General features: G+C 55.3%; 17 protein-coding genes. 7 read left to right on the plus strand and 10 right to left on the minus strand.

What is annotated here, in order from left to right:
• Positions 1 to 92 precede the first annotated feature (92 nt).
• The 3 genes from BSK21_RS15100 (at position 93) to BSK21_RS15110 (ending at position 2,677) form a co-directional block, all read left to right on the plus strand.
• On the plus strand, positions 93 to 881 hold the full coding sequence (locus tag BSK21_RS15100) for an HpcH/HpaI aldolase/citrate lyase family protein (protein WP_067547002.1): 789 nt from the start codon (positions 93 to 95) through the stop codon (positions 879 to 881).
• Between the two features lie 72 nt (positions 882 to 953).
• A complete protein-coding gene (locus BSK21_RS15105; protein ID WP_067546999.1) occupies positions 954 to 1,460 on the plus strand; it encodes a hypothetical protein in 507 nt (168 codons plus the stop codon).
• On the plus strand, positions 1,457 to 2,677 hold the full coding sequence (locus BSK21_RS15110) for an MFS transporter (RefSeq protein WP_067546996.1): 1,221 nt from the start codon (positions 1,457 to 1,459) through the stop codon (positions 2,675 to 2,677). The genes BSK21_RS15105 and BSK21_RS15110 overlap by 4 nt, the downstream gene beginning before the upstream one ends.
• A 35-nt stretch (positions 2,678 to 2,712) precedes the next feature.
• On the opposite strand, the gene BSK21_RS15115 is transcribed toward BSK21_RS15110, so the two are convergent.
• The 10 genes from BSK21_RS15115 to BSK21_RS15155 form a co-directional block, all read right to left on the minus strand.
• Positions 2,713 to 3,165, minus strand: coding sequence for a CoxG family protein (locus BSK21_RS15115; RefSeq protein WP_067546993.1), 453 nt, complete (start codon positions 3,163 to 3,165; stop codon positions 2,713 to 2,715).
• A gap of 13 nt (positions 3,166 to 3,178) precedes the next feature.
• The gene (locus BSK21_RS16245; protein WP_301547026.1) at positions 3,179 to 3,301 is read right to left on the minus strand and encodes a hypothetical protein; all 123 of its coding nucleotides are present in this window, start codon (positions 3,299 to 3,301) and stop codon (positions 3,179 to 3,181) included.
• Positions 3,294 to 4,094: an XdhC family protein gene (locus BSK21_RS15120; RefSeq protein WP_067546988.1), complete on the minus strand. Its 801-nt coding sequence runs from the start codon at positions 4,092 to 4,094 to the stop codon at positions 3,294 to 3,296. The genes BSK21_RS16245 and BSK21_RS15120 overlap by 8 nt, the downstream gene beginning before the upstream one ends.
• On the minus strand, positions 4,091 to 5,272 hold the full coding sequence (locus BSK21_RS15125; RefSeq protein ID WP_067546986.1) for a VWA domain-containing protein: 1,182 nt from the start codon (positions 5,270 to 5,272) through the stop codon (positions 4,091 to 4,093). Before BSK21_RS15125 ends, BSK21_RS15120 begins: the two co-directional genes overlap by 4 nt.
• Positions 5,269 to 6,141 carry a MoxR family ATPase gene (locus BSK21_RS15130; protein WP_067546982.1) on the minus strand — a complete coding sequence of 291 codons (873 nt, stop codon included), beginning with the start codon at positions 6,139 to 6,141 and terminating at the stop codon, positions 5,269 to 5,271. The genes BSK21_RS15125 and BSK21_RS15130 overlap by 4 nt, the downstream gene beginning before the upstream one ends.
• Before the next feature lie 53 nt (positions 6,142 to 6,194).
• Complete coding sequence (locus tag BSK21_RS15135) at positions 6,195 to 8,612, minus strand: aerobic carbon-monoxide dehydrogenase large subunit (RefSeq protein WP_067546979.1); 2,418 nt, start codon at positions 8,610 to 8,612, stop codon at positions 6,195 to 6,197.
• Positions 8,609 to 9,103, minus strand: coding sequence for a (2Fe-2S)-binding protein (locus tag BSK21_RS15140; protein ID WP_074039080.1), 495 nt, complete (start codon positions 9,101 to 9,103; stop codon positions 8,609 to 8,611). The genes BSK21_RS15135 and BSK21_RS15140 overlap by 4 nt, the downstream gene beginning before the upstream one ends.
• Before the next feature lie 10 nt (positions 9,104 to 9,113).
• On the minus strand, positions 9,114 to 9,968 hold the full coding sequence (locus BSK21_RS15145) for a xanthine dehydrogenase family protein subunit M (protein ID WP_067546976.1): 855 nt from the start codon (positions 9,966 to 9,968) through the stop codon (positions 9,114 to 9,116).
• Positions 9,969 to 10,103: 135 nt separating this feature from the next.
• On the minus strand, positions 10,104 to 11,177 hold the full coding sequence (locus BSK21_RS15150) for an MHYT domain-containing protein (RefSeq protein WP_367639764.1): 1,074 nt from the start codon (positions 11,175 to 11,177) through the stop codon (positions 10,104 to 10,106).
• Between the two features lie 161 nt (positions 11,178 to 11,338).
• The gene (locus BSK21_RS15155) at positions 11,339 to 12,121 is read right to left on the minus strand and encodes a FadR/GntR family transcriptional regulator (protein WP_067546971.1); all 783 of its coding nucleotides are present in this window, start codon (positions 12,119 to 12,121) and stop codon (positions 11,339 to 11,341) included.
• Between the two features lie 318 nt (positions 12,122 to 12,439).
• On the opposite strand from BSK21_RS15155, the gene BSK21_RS15160 reads away from it, so the two are divergent.
• From BSK21_RS15160 to dld, 4 genes are all read left to right on the plus strand, one after another.
• Entirely contained in the window at positions 12,440 to 13,489 is a 1,050-nt protein-coding gene (locus BSK21_RS15160) for a TRAP transporter substrate-binding protein (RefSeq protein ID WP_067546968.1), read from the plus strand.
• A 102-nt stretch (positions 13,490 to 13,591) separates the two neighbouring features.
• Positions 13,592 to 15,658, plus strand: a complete 2,067-nt coding sequence (locus tag BSK21_RS15165) for a TRAP transporter large permease subunit (protein WP_067546965.1) — start codon at positions 13,592 to 13,594, stop codon at positions 15,656 to 15,658.
• A gap of 12 nt (positions 15,659 to 15,670) precedes the next feature.
• Positions 15,671 to 16,816: an alpha-hydroxy acid oxidase gene (locus tag BSK21_RS15170; RefSeq protein ID WP_067546961.1), complete on the plus strand. Its 1,146-nt coding sequence runs from the start codon at positions 15,671 to 15,673 to the stop codon at positions 16,814 to 16,816.
• A 12-nt stretch (positions 16,817 to 16,828) separates the two neighbouring features.
• On the plus strand, positions 16,829 to 18,520 hold the full coding sequence (dld, locus tag BSK21_RS15175; RefSeq protein ID WP_067546958.1) for a D-lactate dehydrogenase: 1,692 nt from the start codon (positions 16,829 to 16,831) through the stop codon (positions 18,518 to 18,520).
• Positions 18,521 to 18,600: the final 80 nt, after the last annotated feature.

The raw sequence follows: 18,600 nt of genomic DNA on the forward strand, positions 1-18,600 counted from the left end.
ACGATTGTGATCAGCCATTTTACGCAGGGTCAAATGGACAAAGCACAAACGGCGTCATACCGTTCACCAGATTCCTAGACCGGAGATGCCCCATGACCTCGTCTTTCAAACAGCGGCTAAAAACACCCGCAATGATCCCGGCCGCTTGGGTCGAATTGGGCAGCCCCGACATTGCCGAAATCCTCGTGACCCACGGCTGGGACACCATCATTATCGACGGCGAACATGGTCGCGGCGAACTCGAAGATTGGGTCAATGTTGCTCGCGCTATTGAGGCTTGCGGCGGCACTGCGATCCTACGGCTTCCCGACGGCAACGATACCTTGATCAAACGGGCTTTGGACCGCGGGTTTCGCAATTTTATCGTCCCAATGGTCAACACACGTGCAGAAGCCGAACAGATCGTGTCCGCGTTTTACTACCCGCTCAGAGGTCATAGAGGATATGCGGCGTCAATTGTGCGCGGATCAAACTGGGGCGCACGCCCAGACTATGGCCTCGTGGACTCTTTCAATGAGATCACAATCATCATCCAGTGCGAACATGTTGAGGCCGTAGATCAAATTGACGACATTATGGCTGTAGAGGGTGTCGATATGATTTTCATTGGCCCAAACGATCTTGCTGCGTCCGCAGGGCACCTTGAACACCTAGATCATCCTGAAGTTCTCGACCTAATCGCTAAGGTCGAAGCGGCAGCAAAACGTCACGACATGCCGCTGGCAACGGTGCGTAGCGCGGGACGCGATTGGAGAGAGCTTGATCAGCTTGGATACCGCATGGTTGCAGGCATATTCGACGTGGCCATGCTCGTGGAAAGTGCGCGTAGAAATTTGACAGAGGCTACTGGCCAGATAGCGGCGCCTGTCAAAACGTACTGATCAGACCTTTTCTGGCAGAGCCAACGCCCTATCTGTGACCCGCATTGGTTGATCACAGAGTTATAAACGCGCATGTTCCGCATTTTCATAGCCCTCATCCTAATAGCAGGACCCGCCTTTGCCCGTGAACGGGTTCAGATCGCCGGCCTAGCCGATCCAGTGGTGATTGGCGAAGCAAGTCTCGGTGTGATTGGTATAACGGCCTATGATGCACGGCTTTACACACCAAATGGCGCCCCGTTTGATTGGGCGTCACCAATGGCCCTAGAATTGGATTACAAAAGAGGGTTTTCCGCCCAAGATTTGCTCCGAGGAACCGAAACAGAAATTCGTCGGATCGAAGGCGACACGAACGATATTCCAACCGTCATTTCGCTTTTGTCGACCTGCTTTTACGCTGTGGAGGACGGCGACAGCTATATTGCCGTTGGCAATTCCAGTGATCAGATTGATCTCTGGCGCAACGGCACCCAAACCTGCACCGTGACATATCCCGATATTCGCAAACGGTTCCTCTCTATTTGGCTGTCAGATGACAGTCGGTTCACCTCTCTGTCGAGAAAGCTACGCGGACTATGAATGGCTATTGGCGGGTCAGCCTGTTCGCAATGATGCTCGCCTCGGCGGGGTTGCCAATTTACATCCACCTGCCCCGCTTTGCCGCCGTAGACCTTGGCCTTAATCTAGCGACGGTCGGGGCGATTGTGATGGGCATCCGTGTCTTTGACTTTGCCCAAGACCCAATCTTAGGCCGTATCATCGACCATTGGCGCGGCCCACGTCGCAGGCTTGCGGCCATCGCGCTGGGAATGATGGCGGTCGGTTTTGTGCTCTTATTTTCTGTGAGGCCAGTCATTGATGCGCGGCTCTGGTTGATCGCGACCTTAGTGCTTGTATTTTCTGGCTACAGCTTTGGTGCCATCCTCTTATACGGCGATAGTGCAGCACTTGCGGGGTCGACAAATCCAAAGGACCAACTAAGCCTCGCCACCTACCGCGAAGTCGGATTGATCGCCGGCGTCATCTTTGCAGCCGTTGGACCAGTTGTGCTGAGCGATGGTTTTAGACTTTTCGGCTGGGCCCTCGGAGCGCTGATCATCCTGTCATACCTCGCAACGAGAAACCTATGGGATCGACCAGCTACACCCCCTGCCCCGTTTGACATTCGTAAACTATTAGCAGCGGGTGGTGGCTGGCTCCTTCTCCTCGCAGTTGTAAACAGCCTGCCCGTTGCCATCACATCGACGCTGTTCCTGTTCTTTGTCGAAGACCGATTAATGCTCCCCAATTGGTCGGGCGGATTGCTCATCCTTTTCTTTGCCGCATCAGGACTGGCCATCCCTATCTGGAGCCGCCTCGCCCGTCACTTTGGCGTTCGACCTATCTTGCTAATCGCAATGCTCATGTCCGTGGCAGCCTTTATCGGATCGGCGTTATTGGATGCTGGTGACGCGATCCCCTTTGCCATCATTTGCGTTGCATCAGGCGCAGCGGTCGGTGCTGAACTTGTGATTTTACCCGCCGTATTTGCATCCCTCTTGGGCCGCGCGGGGACCGCAACTGGTCAATCGTTCGGACTGTGGTCTTTTGCAACGAAACTGTCGTTGCCTCTGGCGGCGCTGATGGTTCTACCTGCCTTGGACGTTGTCGGGTTTGTTCCGGCAGGCGACAACTCTGACAGCGCCCTAGACCAGCTCACCCTGCTCTATGCCGTGTTGCCTTGTGCACTAAAAATAGTGGCCGCGGTGACCCTTTTGATCATGCCAAAACACGTCACCAATCCACCGCTGGACTAAAAAGGGCGGCACCAACTGGACCGCCCTTTGTCATTTTAGACTTCCGCCGTTTCAGTGATTACTTCGGCAAATTTGGTAAAGAACGCCCCAGCGAGCTTTTTCGCAGTACCTTGAATCAAACGGCTACCGAGCTGAGCAAGCTTCCCACCGATTTCAGCCCTCGCTTCATAGGTCAGCATGGTTTTACCATCGACTTCGGTCAGGGTAACATCAGCGCCACCCTTAGCGTGACCTGCCGCACCACCGTTGCCCTGCCCTGTGAGCGAAAACGCATCTGGTGCCCCTGACTTATCAAGCGTCACATTCCCGCTGAACTTGGCTTTCACCGGACCAATTTTAAGAACAACCTTGGCCTCCAATTCGGTATCGGAATGCTGGATCAATTCCTCACAACCAGGGATACATTGCTTGAGGATCTCTGGATCGTTCAAAGCCGCATATACGCGCTCTTTCGGGGCATCGATCAGAATTTCGTCTTTCAGTTCCATCAGTTTGTCCTTTTCAACAACAGGGGAATTTCACGGTCGCCAAAACTGCCGCTTGTTCGGGCGTCAGTGGGCGGGGTTTCACAGCTTCTACCAACCGCTGGAGCGCGGTTTTTTCAGTTGGATTTAGATCAGACATTGTCATCCTCCGTCCGATGTTTTGCGCGGCGCAACTGCGTGAGTTGAGCAAGGATCGACAGCGCGATCTCATCAGGTGTCACCGCATCAATGGCGAGCCCTGCAGGCGCCTGAACCCGCGCCAAATCAGTCTCTGTTAAACCTGAACCCTGCAGTTTTTCGGATAGTGCGGCCCATTTTTTGCGACTCGCCACAAATCCGATGTGCTCTGCGTCTGTTGCCAATGCCGCATTCAATGCGGAAATGTCATCCTTGCCTTGGGTCGCAACGATAATCATTCGGCGGGCACCCTGAGGCAGCGGCTTTGCGCCATCCTCTGTAGACACGGTTTCAACCGACCACTGAAAACGTGGCGCGAGACTGGCAAGGGCACGGGCCACAGGAGAGACACCGTAGATGAACAATTCAGGCATCGGCAAAACGGGCTCCACAAAAATGTCCAGCGATCCCTTCGACGGGCAGCCATTGCGGGCGTAACGGACGCCATTCACCTCTGTTCCCGCCTCAACCGCCAAATCGGCCAACACCTCTGCCGGAGCCAAAGAGATCAGTTGAGGTTCTCCCGCCTCCAGAGCTTTTAACGCCGCCTTGGTCAGCGCGGAGCGAACACACCCACCGCCGATCCAACCTTCGATGATCTGGCCTTCATGGTTGAGGATCGCCTTTGCCCCTGGTTTGGCCGCCGTCAGGCCAACCGTTCGAATGACAGTCGCAATCGCATAGGGTTCCCCCCGCTCGGACAGCGTTTGAGCGAGGTCTTGTAACGTCGTGTCAGAGAATTTAGCGGTCATCATAGGCGCATTAACTCCGGTTCGAGGGCGGCAAGATCAGCCAGCCGATTGGCAGGACGGAAGAGATCAATGTAAGGGAGTGCGGCAGCCATTCCGGCGGCAACGGGATCGTAGTCGTCCCACCCTTTCAGAGGGTTAAGCCAAATCACTTTGCAGCCACGTTTTTTCAAAAGGCGCATCGCCTCGCCCAATTCACTGGCCGATCCAGTGTCATACCCGTCTGAAAGGATCATCACGACTGTCCGACCATCTACAAATTTACGGGCATAGGTTCGTGAAAACTGCATAAGGGACTCGCCGATCTTTGATCCCCCGCCAAATCCATCAGCTAGAACTGACAAACGACCCAAAGCCCGCAGCGGATCGCGATCACGCAACGCTTCTGCAATACGAACAAGTCGGGTGTGAAACAGATAGGCATCCGCCGTATCATCCGACCGCATCAACCCTGCGATAAAAGCCAGAAAGACCTGCGCATAGAGCGTCATCGACCCCGACACGTCGCAGATTGCCACAATTTTTTGCGGCCGATCAGGGCGCGATTTCTTGGGCAACCGAATGGGTTCGCCCCCCGTCTGGAGACTCTGCCGGATGAGTTTTCTAAAATGGATACGATCACCCTTTTGCGCCGCTTTGCGACGCCGTGACCGACGGTGCCGCAAGGCAATCCCCAGCCGACGCGCAATCTCTTCGGCTTCGCGGATGTCATCCGTTTGGACCACATCCCGCAGGTCCCGCTTCATCTTTTGGCGTAGGGTCGTGGCGACGAGTTTGCCTTCACCGTCGGCATCCGCCTCGCCGTCTGATCCGTCGGGGGCGGTGGCTTCTCCCGCTCCACCGCCCGCCTGTTCGCCCTCTGCGGAGCGCGAAGAATGAACGCTGTCCGACAAGCTGTTGAGCGATGGCATGACCCGCTCTTTCACCTTGCCTCCGTTCATCCAGAAACTGTCAAAAAGGTCGTCAAAACGCGCGTTTTCTTCGGCACACCCCGTCAGGACCGCCTTGAGCGCACAGCGCGATTGGGTTGGGTCGTATGCATCGACCTTAGTAAGGGCAGAAAGTGCAGCGTCAGCCTCGCTTACCCCAACGCGCAATCCGTTGTCCCGCAAATGCGCCATAAATCCTGCCATACGCGCAGAAGGACCAGCATCACGGCCCGAGAATTTCGTGACCCGCGTCATGCCGCTTTCCCCGCGATCCGTTGGGTGATCTCAGTCGTGATATTGAAACGGTCACTCTCCGTTTTCAAAAGCGTCGCCATCGTCGCCTGCAAGATCACAGGATCGTGGGTCAGATCATTGACGCCAAGGCCCATCAACGCCGCTGCGAAATCGAGCATCTCGGCAATGCCCGGCGTCTTTTCCAACTGTTCTTTGCGCAAGCTTTGCACAAAACCGATGATCTGATTGGCAAGATGCGCCTCTACATCAGGACAACGTGCCTTGAGGATCGATAGCTCTGTATGTCGGTCAGGATAGCCCACATGCGCATAAAGGCAGCGCCGCCGCAACGCATCGGACAAGTCACGGGTCCCATTGGCGGTCAGGATCACAATAGGGCGCGATTTGGCTGGAATAGTGCCTAGTTCAGGGATCGTAATTTGGAAATCTGATAGAATTTCGAGGAGATAGGCTTCGAATTCTTCATCCGCACGGTCAATCTCATCGACCAGCAAAACAGGCGCCTTGTCCTGACGGATCGCGGCCAACAGCGGACGCTCTAGAAGAAAATCTTCGGAAAAAATCCGCGCCTCAACCTCTTTCGCGGTGCCACCTTCTGCGGCGGCGCGGATCGAAAGGAGCTGCTTTTGGTAGTTCCATTCATAGATGGATTGCGACGCGTCCAAACCCTCATAGCACTGAAGGCGGATCAGCTTTGTGTCCTGAACTGATGCCAAAACACGCGCAATCTCTGTCTTCCCAACACCTGCCGCCCCTTCGAGCAGCAGCGGACGGCCAAGGGCAAGCGCCAGATGAACAGCCATAGCCAGATCATCAGAGGCAACGTATCCCTGTTCCGCCATAGCGGTTTTGAGTGCAGTGCAATCCATGACTTCAACCCATCAAAGGTGGGCCGCCCCGTGACAGGGCAGCCCGTTCCGATTTAGCTGTGCAGGCCGAGCTTGTTCGCCGTCTGCCAAATCCGCCAATGATCGTGCGGCATGTGGGTGTGACGGTTGCCGAATGCGCGGAACGCGTCATTCACAGCGTTAGAGAAGCACGGGACACCACCGACGTGCGGGCTTTCGCCCACGCCCTTTGCACCGATTGGGTGGTGCGGAGACGGGGTAACGGTGTGATCGGTTTCGTAGTTTGGCACTTCCCATGCGGTCGGCAGGAAGAAGTCCATCAACGTCCCCGTTTTTACGTTGCCCATGTCGTCGTAGGCAATTTCTTGACCCAGTGCGACTGCGAGAGCTTCGGTCAAACCACCATGTATCTGACCCTCAATGATCATCGGGTTGATACGGGTACCACAGTCATCCAGAGCGTAGAAACGACGGATGGTTTGAACACCGGTATCTACGTCAATATCCATGACACAGACGTAAGCCCCGAACGGGTAAGTCATGTTTGGCGGATCGTAATAGCTGACCGCCTCTAGACCCGGTTCAACACCCGGAATGGCCTGATTGTAAGCCGCATAGGCGATTTCCTTCATGGTCTTGAACCGTTCAGGCGCGCCTTTCACGACAAAGCGGTCGATGTCCCATTCAAGGTCGTCGTCATGCACTTCGAGAAGGTAAGCCGCGATCATCTGCGCTTTCGCACGGATTTTACGACCCGCAAGAGCCGTCGCCGCACCAGCCACTGGGGTCGAACGTGACCCGTAGGTCCCTAGACCATAGGGGGCGGTATCGGTGTCACCTTCTTCGATGGTGATGCTATCCGCTGGCAGACCAATCTCGGAGGCGAGGATCTGCGCAAAGGTTGTCGCATGACCCTGCCCCTGTGAAATCGTGCCAAGACGCGCAATCGCCGACCCTGTCGGGTGAATGCGGATTTCACAGCTATCGAACATCCCCATACCGAGGATATCGCAGTTCTTCACAGGGCCAGCACCGACGATCTCGGTAAAGAACGTCAAACCAATGCCCATGATCGAACGGGTCTCGCCACGCTTGAACGCTTCGACACGCTCGGCCTGCTCTTTGCGGAGTCCTTCGTAGTCGACCGCTTTGAGCGCCTTGTCCCATGCCGTGTGATAGTCACCCGAGTCATATTCCCAGCCAAGAGCCGATTGATACGGGAACTGGTCTTTCTTGATAAAGTTGATCCGACGCAGCTCTGCAGCGTCCATGTTCAACTCGATCGCGAGAACCTCAATCATCCGTTCGATGAAATAGACAGCTTCCGTCACACGGAACGAACAACGGTAGGACACGCCACCCGGTGCTTTGTTTGTGTAGACACCATCAACCGCGAGGTAAGCGGTTGGGATATCATAAGACCCTGTGCAGATGTTCATGAAACCCGCAGGGAACTTGGTCGGGTCCGCACAAGCGTCGAACGCGCCGTGGTCAGCGGTTACATGGCAATGCAGGCCGGTGATTTTGCCGTCTTTGGTCGCAGCGATCTTACCGGTCATCCAGTAGTCGCGAGCAAAGGCAGTGGACATGAGGTTTTCCATACGGTCCTCAATCCACTTCACCGGCTTACCAGTGACGATAGACGCCACGATAGAGCAAACGTAACCTGGGTAAACGCCCACTTTGTTACCAAAGCCGCCACCAATGTCAGGGGAAATGACACGGATATTGTGCTCTTCGATCCCAGACAGAAGGGAGGCGACGGTGCGCACAACGTGTGGTGCTTGGAATGTGCCCCAAACGGTCAGCTTGCCATTCACCTTGTCCATCGACGCAACCGAACCACAAGTTTCCAGCGGGCACGGGTGCGTGCGGTGGTAGTACATGGTTTCCGTTGCCACGACTTCGGCGTTGTCGATCACGTCGTTTGTTGCGGCCTCTTCACCTGCTTCCCAAGTAAAGATGTGGTTGTGATGCTTACGCGGACCGTGTGCGCCTTCCTTTTGGTCGGCGATGTCCTCGCGCAGAACCACATCGGATTCCAACGCCTCGAACGGGTTCACGATCACGGGCAGTTCTTCGTAATCAACCTCAACCAGCTCAACCGCATCCGCAGCGATAAAGCGGTCTTTCGCAACGACGAAAGCAACTTCTTGGCCTTGGAACAGAACTTTACCGTCAGCCAGAACCATCTGTTTATCGCCCGCAAGGGTCGGCATCCAATGCAGATTGAGTGGCGCGAGGTCAGCGGCGGTGAGAACCGCAATAACGCCGTCCAGTGCCATCGCTTTGGACGTATCAATGGACTTGATCCGTGCGTGGGCATAGGGCGAACGGACGAAATCACCGTGCAACATACCGGGCAGCTTCACGTCATCGACGTAGTTGCCTTTGCCTTGGGTGAAACGCGCGTCCTCAACCCGCTTGCGCGAGCAGCCCATCCCCTTGAGATTGGCGGAACGCTCTACTTGATCTTCGGTAAGGTCTTTCATTCTGCGGCCTCCTTCGCGGCGTTCAGCTCGCTTGCAGCGGCAAGGATGGATTTCACAATGTTCTGATAGCCCGTGCAGCGGCAGATATTCCCTGCCATGCCAAAGCGAACCTCTTCTTCGGTCGGGTTCGGGTTCTCTTCGAGCAACTTCGACGCCCGAGTGATCATGCCCGGCGTGCAATACCCGCACTGAAGCCCGTGATGTTCACGAAACGCTTCTTGCAGGACGTGCATGTTGTCGGGGCCGCCCAGACCTTCGATGGTCGTAATGTCTGCGCCGTCGGCTTGGGCCACGAACATGGTGCAAGCTTTGACCGACTTACCGTTGATGGTCACAGTGCAAGCGCCACAGTGGGATGTTTCGCAGCCAATGTGTGGGCCCGTGATATTGAGACGTTCGCGCAGCGTGTAGATCAGCAATTCGCGCGGTTCGGCCAAAAATTCATGGCCCTCGCCGTTCACGTTGAGTTTGATGTGCATCTTGTTTGACATGGGTCTCTCCTTACGCGCGGTCCCAAGCGCGGGTGATCGCGCGAGTGAGGATGATGCCGGCCACATGGCGTTTGAACGCAACTGGCCCGCGGTTGTCTTCGGTTGGATCAATGTCATCGAGCATGGCGTTGACAGCGGCCTTCACCGCATCTGCATCACATGCCGTTCCGATGATCGCGTTGGCGGCAGCTTCGGACCACACAGGGACGTCGCTAAGGTTTGTCATCGCGATGGATGCGCTAGACACCTTGCCGCCCGATGTTTGGATGGTTACGGCAGCAGCAGCAGTGGCGTAGTCACCAATCTTGCGCTTTTGCTTTTCATAGGAATACCCACCCGACGGTGCGTCAAAGCTGATCGCGGTGAGCACTTCGTCCTCTTCGCGTGCAGTGACATAGGCCGCTTCGTAGTAGTCACGCGCAGCAACCTCGCGGGTTCCATCCGGACCGACAAGATGCAGCGTCGCATCGAGACACTGCATGAGGCCGGGCATGTCATTCCCCGGATCGCCGTTCGCGACATTGCCACCGACGGTGCCCATGTAACGCACCTGAGGGTCCGCAATCTGCAGCGAAGTCTCGCGCATTATCGGCGCAACTTTCGCAAGTTCAGCGTGATTGATGATGTCGTGCTGTGTGACCATCGCGCCGATGGTGACACGCGATCCGTTGATGGAAATCCCGCGTAGGCTGTCGACAGCTTGAAGGTCGATGAGGTGCGGAACCTCGGCCATGCGGAGCTTCATCATCGGGATGAGGCTGTGCCCACCGGCCAACACACGTGCGTCGTCACCATGCTCTTTCAAGAGCGCGATGACCCCGTCCATGTCGGATGGTCGATGGTAATCGAATGAGGCTGGAATCATTAGTGGCCCTCCCTGCCGGTAATGATCGGATGGGAGGAGACTGCATACCGAAGCACACCGCCGTCAGCGTTTCGTCAGCGAAAAACGAGGGAAATTTCACGAAATGCGAATAGGCCCACACGAAATGCGAATGCGTTAAACGCCCAAAACGTCACGCACGGGTTTGAGTTGCGAACGGCTCACCGGAACCTTCGGAAGTTCGCTAAGATTAAAGTAACAGACGCCCGTATCCTTCAACCGTTCAAAGCCAGTGACCATCGACGGGTTCACCAGATAGCTGCGGTGGGTCTTTATAAAATTCGAAGTCGCAAGACGCTTCGTGGCATCGGCAATCGACCACGCACAGAAGAACTGACCGGATTTGGTGTAGATATAGGTGTAGTGGCCTTCTGCACGGATCGCTGCCACATCAGAGGCATCGACAAACTGCGTGCGTCCATCTCTTTCATAGGGAATCTGACGCGTCGCTACCGGTGGCGCTACTGGGACCTCTTCGACAAGTGGCGCTTCGGTCGCCTTAGTCGCAATGGCAGTCTCAGTCGGCAAAAAGGTGGTCGTCGAAAGCAAAAACGCCCCGCACAGCGCAAAGCTCGACAATACGACTCCAATCGCCAAAGTCTCGTTCCCAATCATCGGACCGACCTGCGACGGCACCATCATCTGGACAAAGTTAGTCCCCGCAATGGCAACGAAATGCACACCACAGACCGCCACGCCAAACACAATGGTTCCCAGCAAAATGTTCCGCCGATTGCGCCGACCGTATGCGATACCAAACGCAACCACGCTGAGCACACAGGATGCGATGATCGAGATCACAATACCGAGCGGCGTATAAACCGCGCGACACAATTCGAGAGCGGCCATGCCAATATAATGCATCGCGCCGATCCCAACCCCGACGATCACACCGGCGAGCAACAGTTTGGCCCGCGTACGTTTGCCAAAGTGCAAAATCAAAAGCGCCGTACCAACGACAAGGATCGCAACGAGCGCTGAGGTCAGTGTTACAGCCGCATCGTAGTAGAACACAAACGGCAACTGCAGCCCTAGCATAGCCACAAAATGCATCGACCAAATGCCGCCACCCAGTGCAATCGCCGCGAACGAAATCGCGATTTTGCGCCGTGTATATGAATAGGTAGACAACCCATTTGTAAGGCTGAGGCCTGTAAAGCCCGCCATGAGCGCCACCGCAAAGGATGCCACTATCAGCCAAAGGTTATGAGAAAACTCTACGAACTCCATACGAACGACAGTTAGCCTCCCTTCCAACTGGTTCTATTCTGGCCCCATGACGGCGGGGTGACCGCACAGGCGTCAACCTAAGGCAAATTTAGAATTTGTCCCGTTAATTATTCGAAACACCATCAACGCTTTTCCCAAAGCAACTTACGCTTCTCTGCCATACGTTCACGCTGTTCCCGATCATGCCCCATCCGAAACGATGCCTCGACAAAGTCGATATGGGCGCGTGCTGCGGTTTCAGCGGCAACGGGGTCGCTCGCAAAAATCGCCTCGGCGATGGCTTTGTGTTGCTCCAGCAATTGATCTCCCGCCGTATCAATCGTGCGCAGGAAATTGCGGTTGTAGAACACCCCTCTACGGGTGAGATCATAGATCGACGCCATCATGTGAATGAGCGTGGAGTTGTTGCTCGCATCCGCTACCGCCGCGTGAAAACTGATGTCAGCGACTTTTGATGCTTCTAGGTCTTGATCCTCATGCGCCTTAACCATCCGATCCAAGATCGACGCAATGATGTCCTTATCGGTCTTGGTTGCGCGCTGTGCAGCAAGCCGTGCGGCAAAGGCCTCTTGTTCGCGGCGATACTCTAAATAATCATAAAAAGCTGCAGGATGCCGCGCATAGAGATCAAGGAACGCAGGCGTCATCGCCGTCCCGGTTAACTGCGCGATAAACGACCCTTCGCCATGACGAACGATCAACAACCCTTCGTCTTCGAGCTGCTTGAGAGCCTCACGTAATTTGGGACGCGACACCTCGAGCCGTTCGGCCATTTCACGTTCGGACGGTAAACGCGCTCCCTCTTTTAGGATGCCGTTCACGATCATCGTTTCGATCTGATGAACCACCGCGTCCGCAACCGAATCGTGAGAAATCGGTTCGAATAATGCGCTTTGCTTCACCATTGGACGGCCCCTCCTCGGCTGGATGTCTAGAGTAGAGAGGTAAGTTAATTTTTCCAGACCTAAATTCAAGCTACCGCCTAATTACATGCCAAGATCTACGCTTTGGCATTGAAATTTCGCGAGAAAAAAGCGGCTTCATAGCCACAACGCACCCCAGTGATACACACCCATTGCACGATTTTGCGGCACAAACATCGCCCCAAATAATAACAGTGGTAAATTTTATTGTTGACTGAATGTAGAGGTACATTGTTTTTACCACTCCATCCCATTCGGGCCCTAACCCCGAATGTCGAAAGTTAAAATGGAGGAGAGACAATGAATAAATTTACCGCTCTTGCAGTATCCGCATTGGTACTGGCAGCACCCGCCGCCATGGCAGAAGACGATCCAATCCTGCTCAAAACACCAGTTGCGTTTAACACTGCCCTACCGGGTCTCGGTTCGCCGATCCCACGCGTTGCTGAGCAACTCGAACTCATGTCGGGCGGTAGCCTGCGCATGCGCGTCTATGAGCCGGGTGAGCTGGTTCCGCCGTTCGAAATCCTCGAAGCTGTCTCGACAGGTAAAATCAACTCTGGCTACACCACCGCTGGTTACTGGGCCGGTTCGATCCCTGCTGCTCCGCTGTTCTCGGCCGTTCCGTTCGGCCCTGAGGCTGGCGAATACATGGCGTGGCTCTACTACGGCAACGGGATGACCCTGTATCAGCAGATGTACGATGATGCTGGCTACAACGTTCACGTTCTGCCTTGTGCGATCACCGCTCCAGAAACGTCGGGCTGGTTCGCAAACGAAGTGAATTCGCCTGAGGACCTACAGGGTCTGAAAATGCGCTTCTTTGGCCTCGGCGGTGAAGTCATGCAGAAACTCGGCGTTGCGACATCGCTCCTGCCGGGTGGTGAAATCTTCTCCGCACTCGAAAACGGTGCGATCGACGCAACCGAATTCTCGCTGCCTGCAGTGGACACCCGTCTTGGCTTCTACAAACTGGTCAAGTTCAACTACTTCCCGGGCTGGCACCAGCAGGCGACCATCTTTGAATTGCTGATCAACGGTGACACATGGAACGAAGCTTCCGACAGCCAGCGCGCAATCATCGAAAGCGCATGTAAGGCATCGATGGCTGACTCTTTCGCTGAAGGCGAAGCAATGCAGTTCTCGGTCATGATGGATAACGTCGAAAACAACGGCGTCGAAATCCGTCAGTGGAACCAAGAGATGCTCGACACCTTCAAAGCGGGTTGGGAAGAAGTCGCTGCGGAACAAGCTGCAAACGACGAATTCTTTGCAACTGTCCTCGCTGACCTGAACGAGTTCCGCGAAGGCTACCAGATCTGGAAAGAGAACGCGTTCTTGCCGCGGTAAGCTATCCCTGCGGGAGGGTCGAGGAGGCCCTCCCGCAACCACATTTCCGAAAATTTACGGGGTCACTGACCCTTTTCCGCACGTTTCCAAGGAGGAGGAACCATGTCGAATAATATCCATTCGTCCGATGATCCCGTCGAAGTCTATGAAGCGCTCCAAGAACACCCCGACCGCGACATTCAACCTGTTGCCAACGCACTAGACAGCGTTGTCAAAAGCGTTGGTCTGGTCGTCATGTGGGCCAACGTCTTGCTCGTCCTTGCGATCGTAACGCAAGTTGCGTTCCGCTACGCGCTGAACCAGAACTTTCCGCAACTCGATGAAATCCAATGGCATTTCTATGGGTTGGTAACGATGATCGGCATTTCTTTTGCCCTCGTCACCGACAGCCACGTGCGTGTTGATGTGCTCCACATGCAAGTATCCCGTCGTGGGCAGCGCGTCATCGAAGTTATCGGCATCCTGTGCCTTCTGTTCCCTTTCATCTATCTCATGATCGACCAAGGGTATGACTATTTCTACGAAAGCTTCCGCGTCAACGAACGGTCCTCTAGTCCCTTGGGCTTGCCATACCGTTGGGCGTTCAAAGCAATCATCCCTATCAGCTTCTGCCTTCTGGCCCTCGCTGCCGTCGCTCGTTTGATCCACGACGTTCACGCGCTCTGGATGAACTATGCCGAAGAACGCGAAGGCGGCAGCCTCCGCACGATCCTCGTCACCCTTGTTATCTTTATCGCAGTTACTCTCGCGCTGACATTCCTCGTTAAATATACCGAGGAAAAGCTGGTCATCGCGATGTTCCTGACCTTCATCATGCTTTTGTTCACGGGCTTCCCCGTTGCGTGGACGCTGGCAGGTGTCGGCGTGATGTATTGTGGCATCGCCTATCTGTTCGACAACAATTTCATGGCGTGGACAGGTCTAAAGCGCACACTAACAGGGCTCGACTACCTGACTTTGGGCGCGACTGTGAACCGCGTGTATTCCACGATGTCGAACCCGATCCTCGTCGCACTGCCGATGTTCATCTTCATGGGTCTCATGCTGGATGAAAGCGGCGTTGCCGAGAAACTCATGCGATCCATGCAGCGTTTGTTTGGCACCGTGCGCGGTGGCTTGGCGATCACTGTGACGCTAATCGGCATTATCCTTGCCGCATCAACGGGCATCATCGGCGCGTCGGTCGTCCTCTTGGGCGTCCTGTCCCTACCCACGATGATGGAACAGAAATATAGCCCACAATTGGCCGCTGGTGTTGTCTCTGCCTCTGGCACGCTGGGTATTCTGATCCCGCCATCGATCATGCTGGTGATCATGGCTGACCAAATGGCACTTTCGGTGGGTGACCTCTTTATGGCGGCGGTCTTTCCCGGCGTGATTATCGGTGGTCTTTACCTCCTGTACATTTTTGTCGTTGCTCTGATCAATCGCGACCTTGCCCCTGTTCCCGAAGGCGCCGTTCGCCCTGATTGGGCCGCTGTAAAAGACGTGATGATCGCCGTTATTCCAACGCTTCTTCTGATCCTCTCGGTCCTCGGTTCGATCTTTGCGGGCCTCACAACCCCGACCGAAGCCTCAGGCGTGGGTGCATTGGGTGCGACCCTTTTGGCGGTGCTCTATCGCAAGCTCACACTTCGCAAACTGATCAACGTGCTGAAATCCACCTTCAACACCACCGCCTACATTTTTGCGATCTTCCTCGGTGCGACAGTATTCTCCTATGTTCTTCGTGAACTGGGTGGCGACGAGCTGATCGAAGGTATCATTCGTGGTGCAGGCTTTGGCCCCGAAGGCACTATCTTTATGATCCTGTTCCTCGTCTTCCTCTTGGGCTTCGTGCTCGACTGGATCGAGATTACCTTGATCGTTCTGCCACTGATGCGCCCGATCGTGAATGGCCTCGGGCTCGACATTCCGGGCTTTGGCGAAATCGACGAACCTGCGCTTCTCTGGTTTGTCATTATGGTGGCTGTGACTTTGCAGACCAGCTTCCTCACCCCGCCCGTTGGCTTTGCGCTCTTCTATCTCAAGGGTGTTTGCCCGCCAGAAATCCGTCTGATCGACATCTACAAAGGCATCATTCCCTTTGTACTGCTACAGCTCACTGGTCTGATGCTGGTCTACCTCTGGCCGCAGCTTGCAACGTGGCTGCCCTCTGTCGCCTATTAACGGAGCTTGAAAATGCGTCTGGCCCATTGCCACAATTTCCACGACTTCCGCGAACTTGCACGCCGTCGTTTGCCCGGTCCGATCTTCAACTATATCGACGGGGCTGCCGATGACGAGGTGACCTATCGCCAGAACACGGCCGCCTTTGACCGCTGTGACCTGCTGCCTTCGGTTCTAACCGGTGTGCAGGACGTGGATATGTCTGTCACGGTGATGGGCCAGAAGCTCGACCTGCCGATTTACTGTTCGCCCACCGCGCTTCAGCGTTTATTCCACCACGACGGGGAACGCGCGGTTGCAGCGGCGGCAGAGAAATACGGCACGATGTTCGGCGTATCCTCTCTGGGCACCGTCAGCATCGAAGAAATGCGGGCCAAACACAAAAACCCGCAGTGCTACCAGTTCTATTTCCACAAAGACCGCGGTCTGAACCGCGCCATGATGCAAAGCGCCAAGGAAAGCGGCGTGAACGTTATGATGCTGACCGTAGACAGCATAACCGGCGGCAACCGAGAACGCGACTTGCGCACTGGATTTTCCATCCCCTTCCGCCTGACACTTGGCGGGATGATGCAATTCGCAATGAAGCCTATGTGGGGCATCAACTATGTTACCCACGAAAAATTCGCGATGCCGCAGCTGGATAAATTCGTGAACATGGGCGGCGGCGCCTCGTCGATCGGCAACTACTTCTCGAATATGCTTGACCCGTCGATGGACTGGGATGATGTCGCGGAAATGGTTCAGGAATGGGACGGTCAGTTCTGCCTCAAGGGCATCATGACCGCCAAGGATGCCCGCCGTGCAGTGGACATCGGTTGCACTGGCATCGTCCTGTCGAACCACGGTGGCCGCCAGCTTGATGGATCGCGCACGCCCTTCGACCAGCTCAAGGAAATCGTGGACGAGGTCGGTGACGAAATCGACGTTATCATGGACAGCGGCATCCAACGCGGCACCCATGTGCTCAAGGCGTTGTCACTTGGCGCCAAGGCTGTTGGCGGCGGACGGTTCTACCTGTACCCTCTGGCCGCAGCTGGACAGGCAGGTGTCGAACGCGCGCTTGGCCTTATGAAAGCCGAAATCGAACGCGGGATGAAACTGATGGGCGTGACCTCGGTCGGCCAACTTTCCCGCGAAAACCTACGGTTCCGCTAACCGGAGTTGAAAATGGACAACCACGCGCTTCTCGCTGAACTACGACAGATCGTTGGACGTCGGTATATTTTCACCTCTCCCCGCGCAACCCAGCGGTTCCGCAAAGGGTTTCGGTCTGGTGAAGGCGAGGTTCTAGCCGTGGTCCAGCCCGCTACGCTCCTTGAACAATGGAACATTCTCAAAGCCTGTGTGGCTGCCGATAAAATCGTTATCATGCAGGCAGCGAATACAGGCCTGACCGAAGGGTCCACCCCGAACGGCACCTATGATCGCGATGTCGTATTGGTGAATACCCGCCGCATGGATGGCCTGCGTCTAATCCGTGACGGCAAACAGGTGATCAGCTTCCCGGGTGCGACACTCTTTGCGCTCGAAAAACTTCTCGACCCGCTAAACCGCCAGCCCCATTCGGTGATTGGCTCGTCCTGCATCGGCGCATCCGTTGTTGGAGGCGTCTGCAATAACTCTGGCGGCTCACTGGTCGAACGCGGACCGTCCTATACTGAAATGGCGCTCTACGCGCAGATCACAGCAGATGGGACGCTCGAACTCGTGAACCACCTCGGGATCGACTTGGGCAACACAGCCCAAGACATCCTGACCCGTCTGGAATCCGGTTCTTTTACCGAGGCCGACATTGACGACACGAACCGCAAAGGGTCTGATACTGACTACGTCACCCGCGTCCGCGATGTCACCGCTGACACCCCTGCCCGCTTTAATGCCGATAAACGTCGCCTTTACGAGGCCGCGGGCTGCGCGGGCAAGCTCGCCGTTTTTGCAGTGCGACTAGATACCTTTGAAAAGAACGCGTCAGAGCGGACCTTTTACATCGGCGCCGATCATACCGCCGCGCTAACTGATTTGCGCCGTACGATCCTGTCGGATTTCACCACTCTCCCCGTCAGCGCTGAATACATGCACGCCGATGTTTTCGACATCTCGGACCGCTACGGCAAAGACACCATGGTGATGATCGACAAGTTGGGCACCGACCGTTTGCCGATGTTCTTTGCGATCAAAGGATGGGTTGATGCTCGATTGGCAAAGGTACCCTTCATGGGCCGCTTTACCGATCAGTTCATGCAAACCCTGTCGCGCCTTTGGCCCGACATTTTGCCCAAATCCCTCCGCAATATGCGGGCAAAACATGAACATCACTTGATCCTAAAAATGCGCGATGATGGCATCGCAGAGGCGCGGGCGCTCCTCGACACAATGGCAGGCCAAGACCGCCTATCATTCTTTGAATGCAACCCGCGCGAAGCCAAAATGGCCGGCCTCCTGCGCTTTGCCGCTGCAGGAGCTGCCATACGCTATAAGGCAATCCACGCCGCAGAAGTCGAGGACATCATCGCCCTCGATATCGCGTTGCGCCGAAATGATGATGACTTCCTTGAACGGCTCCCACCCGAAATCACGCAGCACCTGACATACAGCCTCTATTACGGTCATTTCATGTGCCACGTGATGCATCAGGACTACGTGGTCAAAGCAGGTGCAAACGTCAAAGCAATCAAAACTGAGATGCTCAAACTGATCGATGAACGCGGCGCCGAATACCCCGCAGAGCATAATGTCGGCCACCTTTATGCGGCCAAACCGGACCTTGCCAATTTTTACAAATCCATCGACCCAACGAACAGCCTCAATCCGGGCTTGGGCAAGATGTCAAAGCGCAAGTATTATGCCAATCAGGAATAGACGCCCCATTGCGCCAGAATTTGCCAAATAACCCGCAGTTTACGCTTCTGAGTTTGGCAGTCGTTAACAAAGAGCCGTAT

Origin of the sequence: Marivivens sp. JLT3646 (assembly GCF_001908835.1) — a bacterium.
In the GTDB taxonomy this organism is placed as follows: domain Bacteria; phylum Pseudomonadota; class Alphaproteobacteria; order Rhodobacterales; family Rhodobacteraceae; genus Marivivens; species Marivivens geojensis.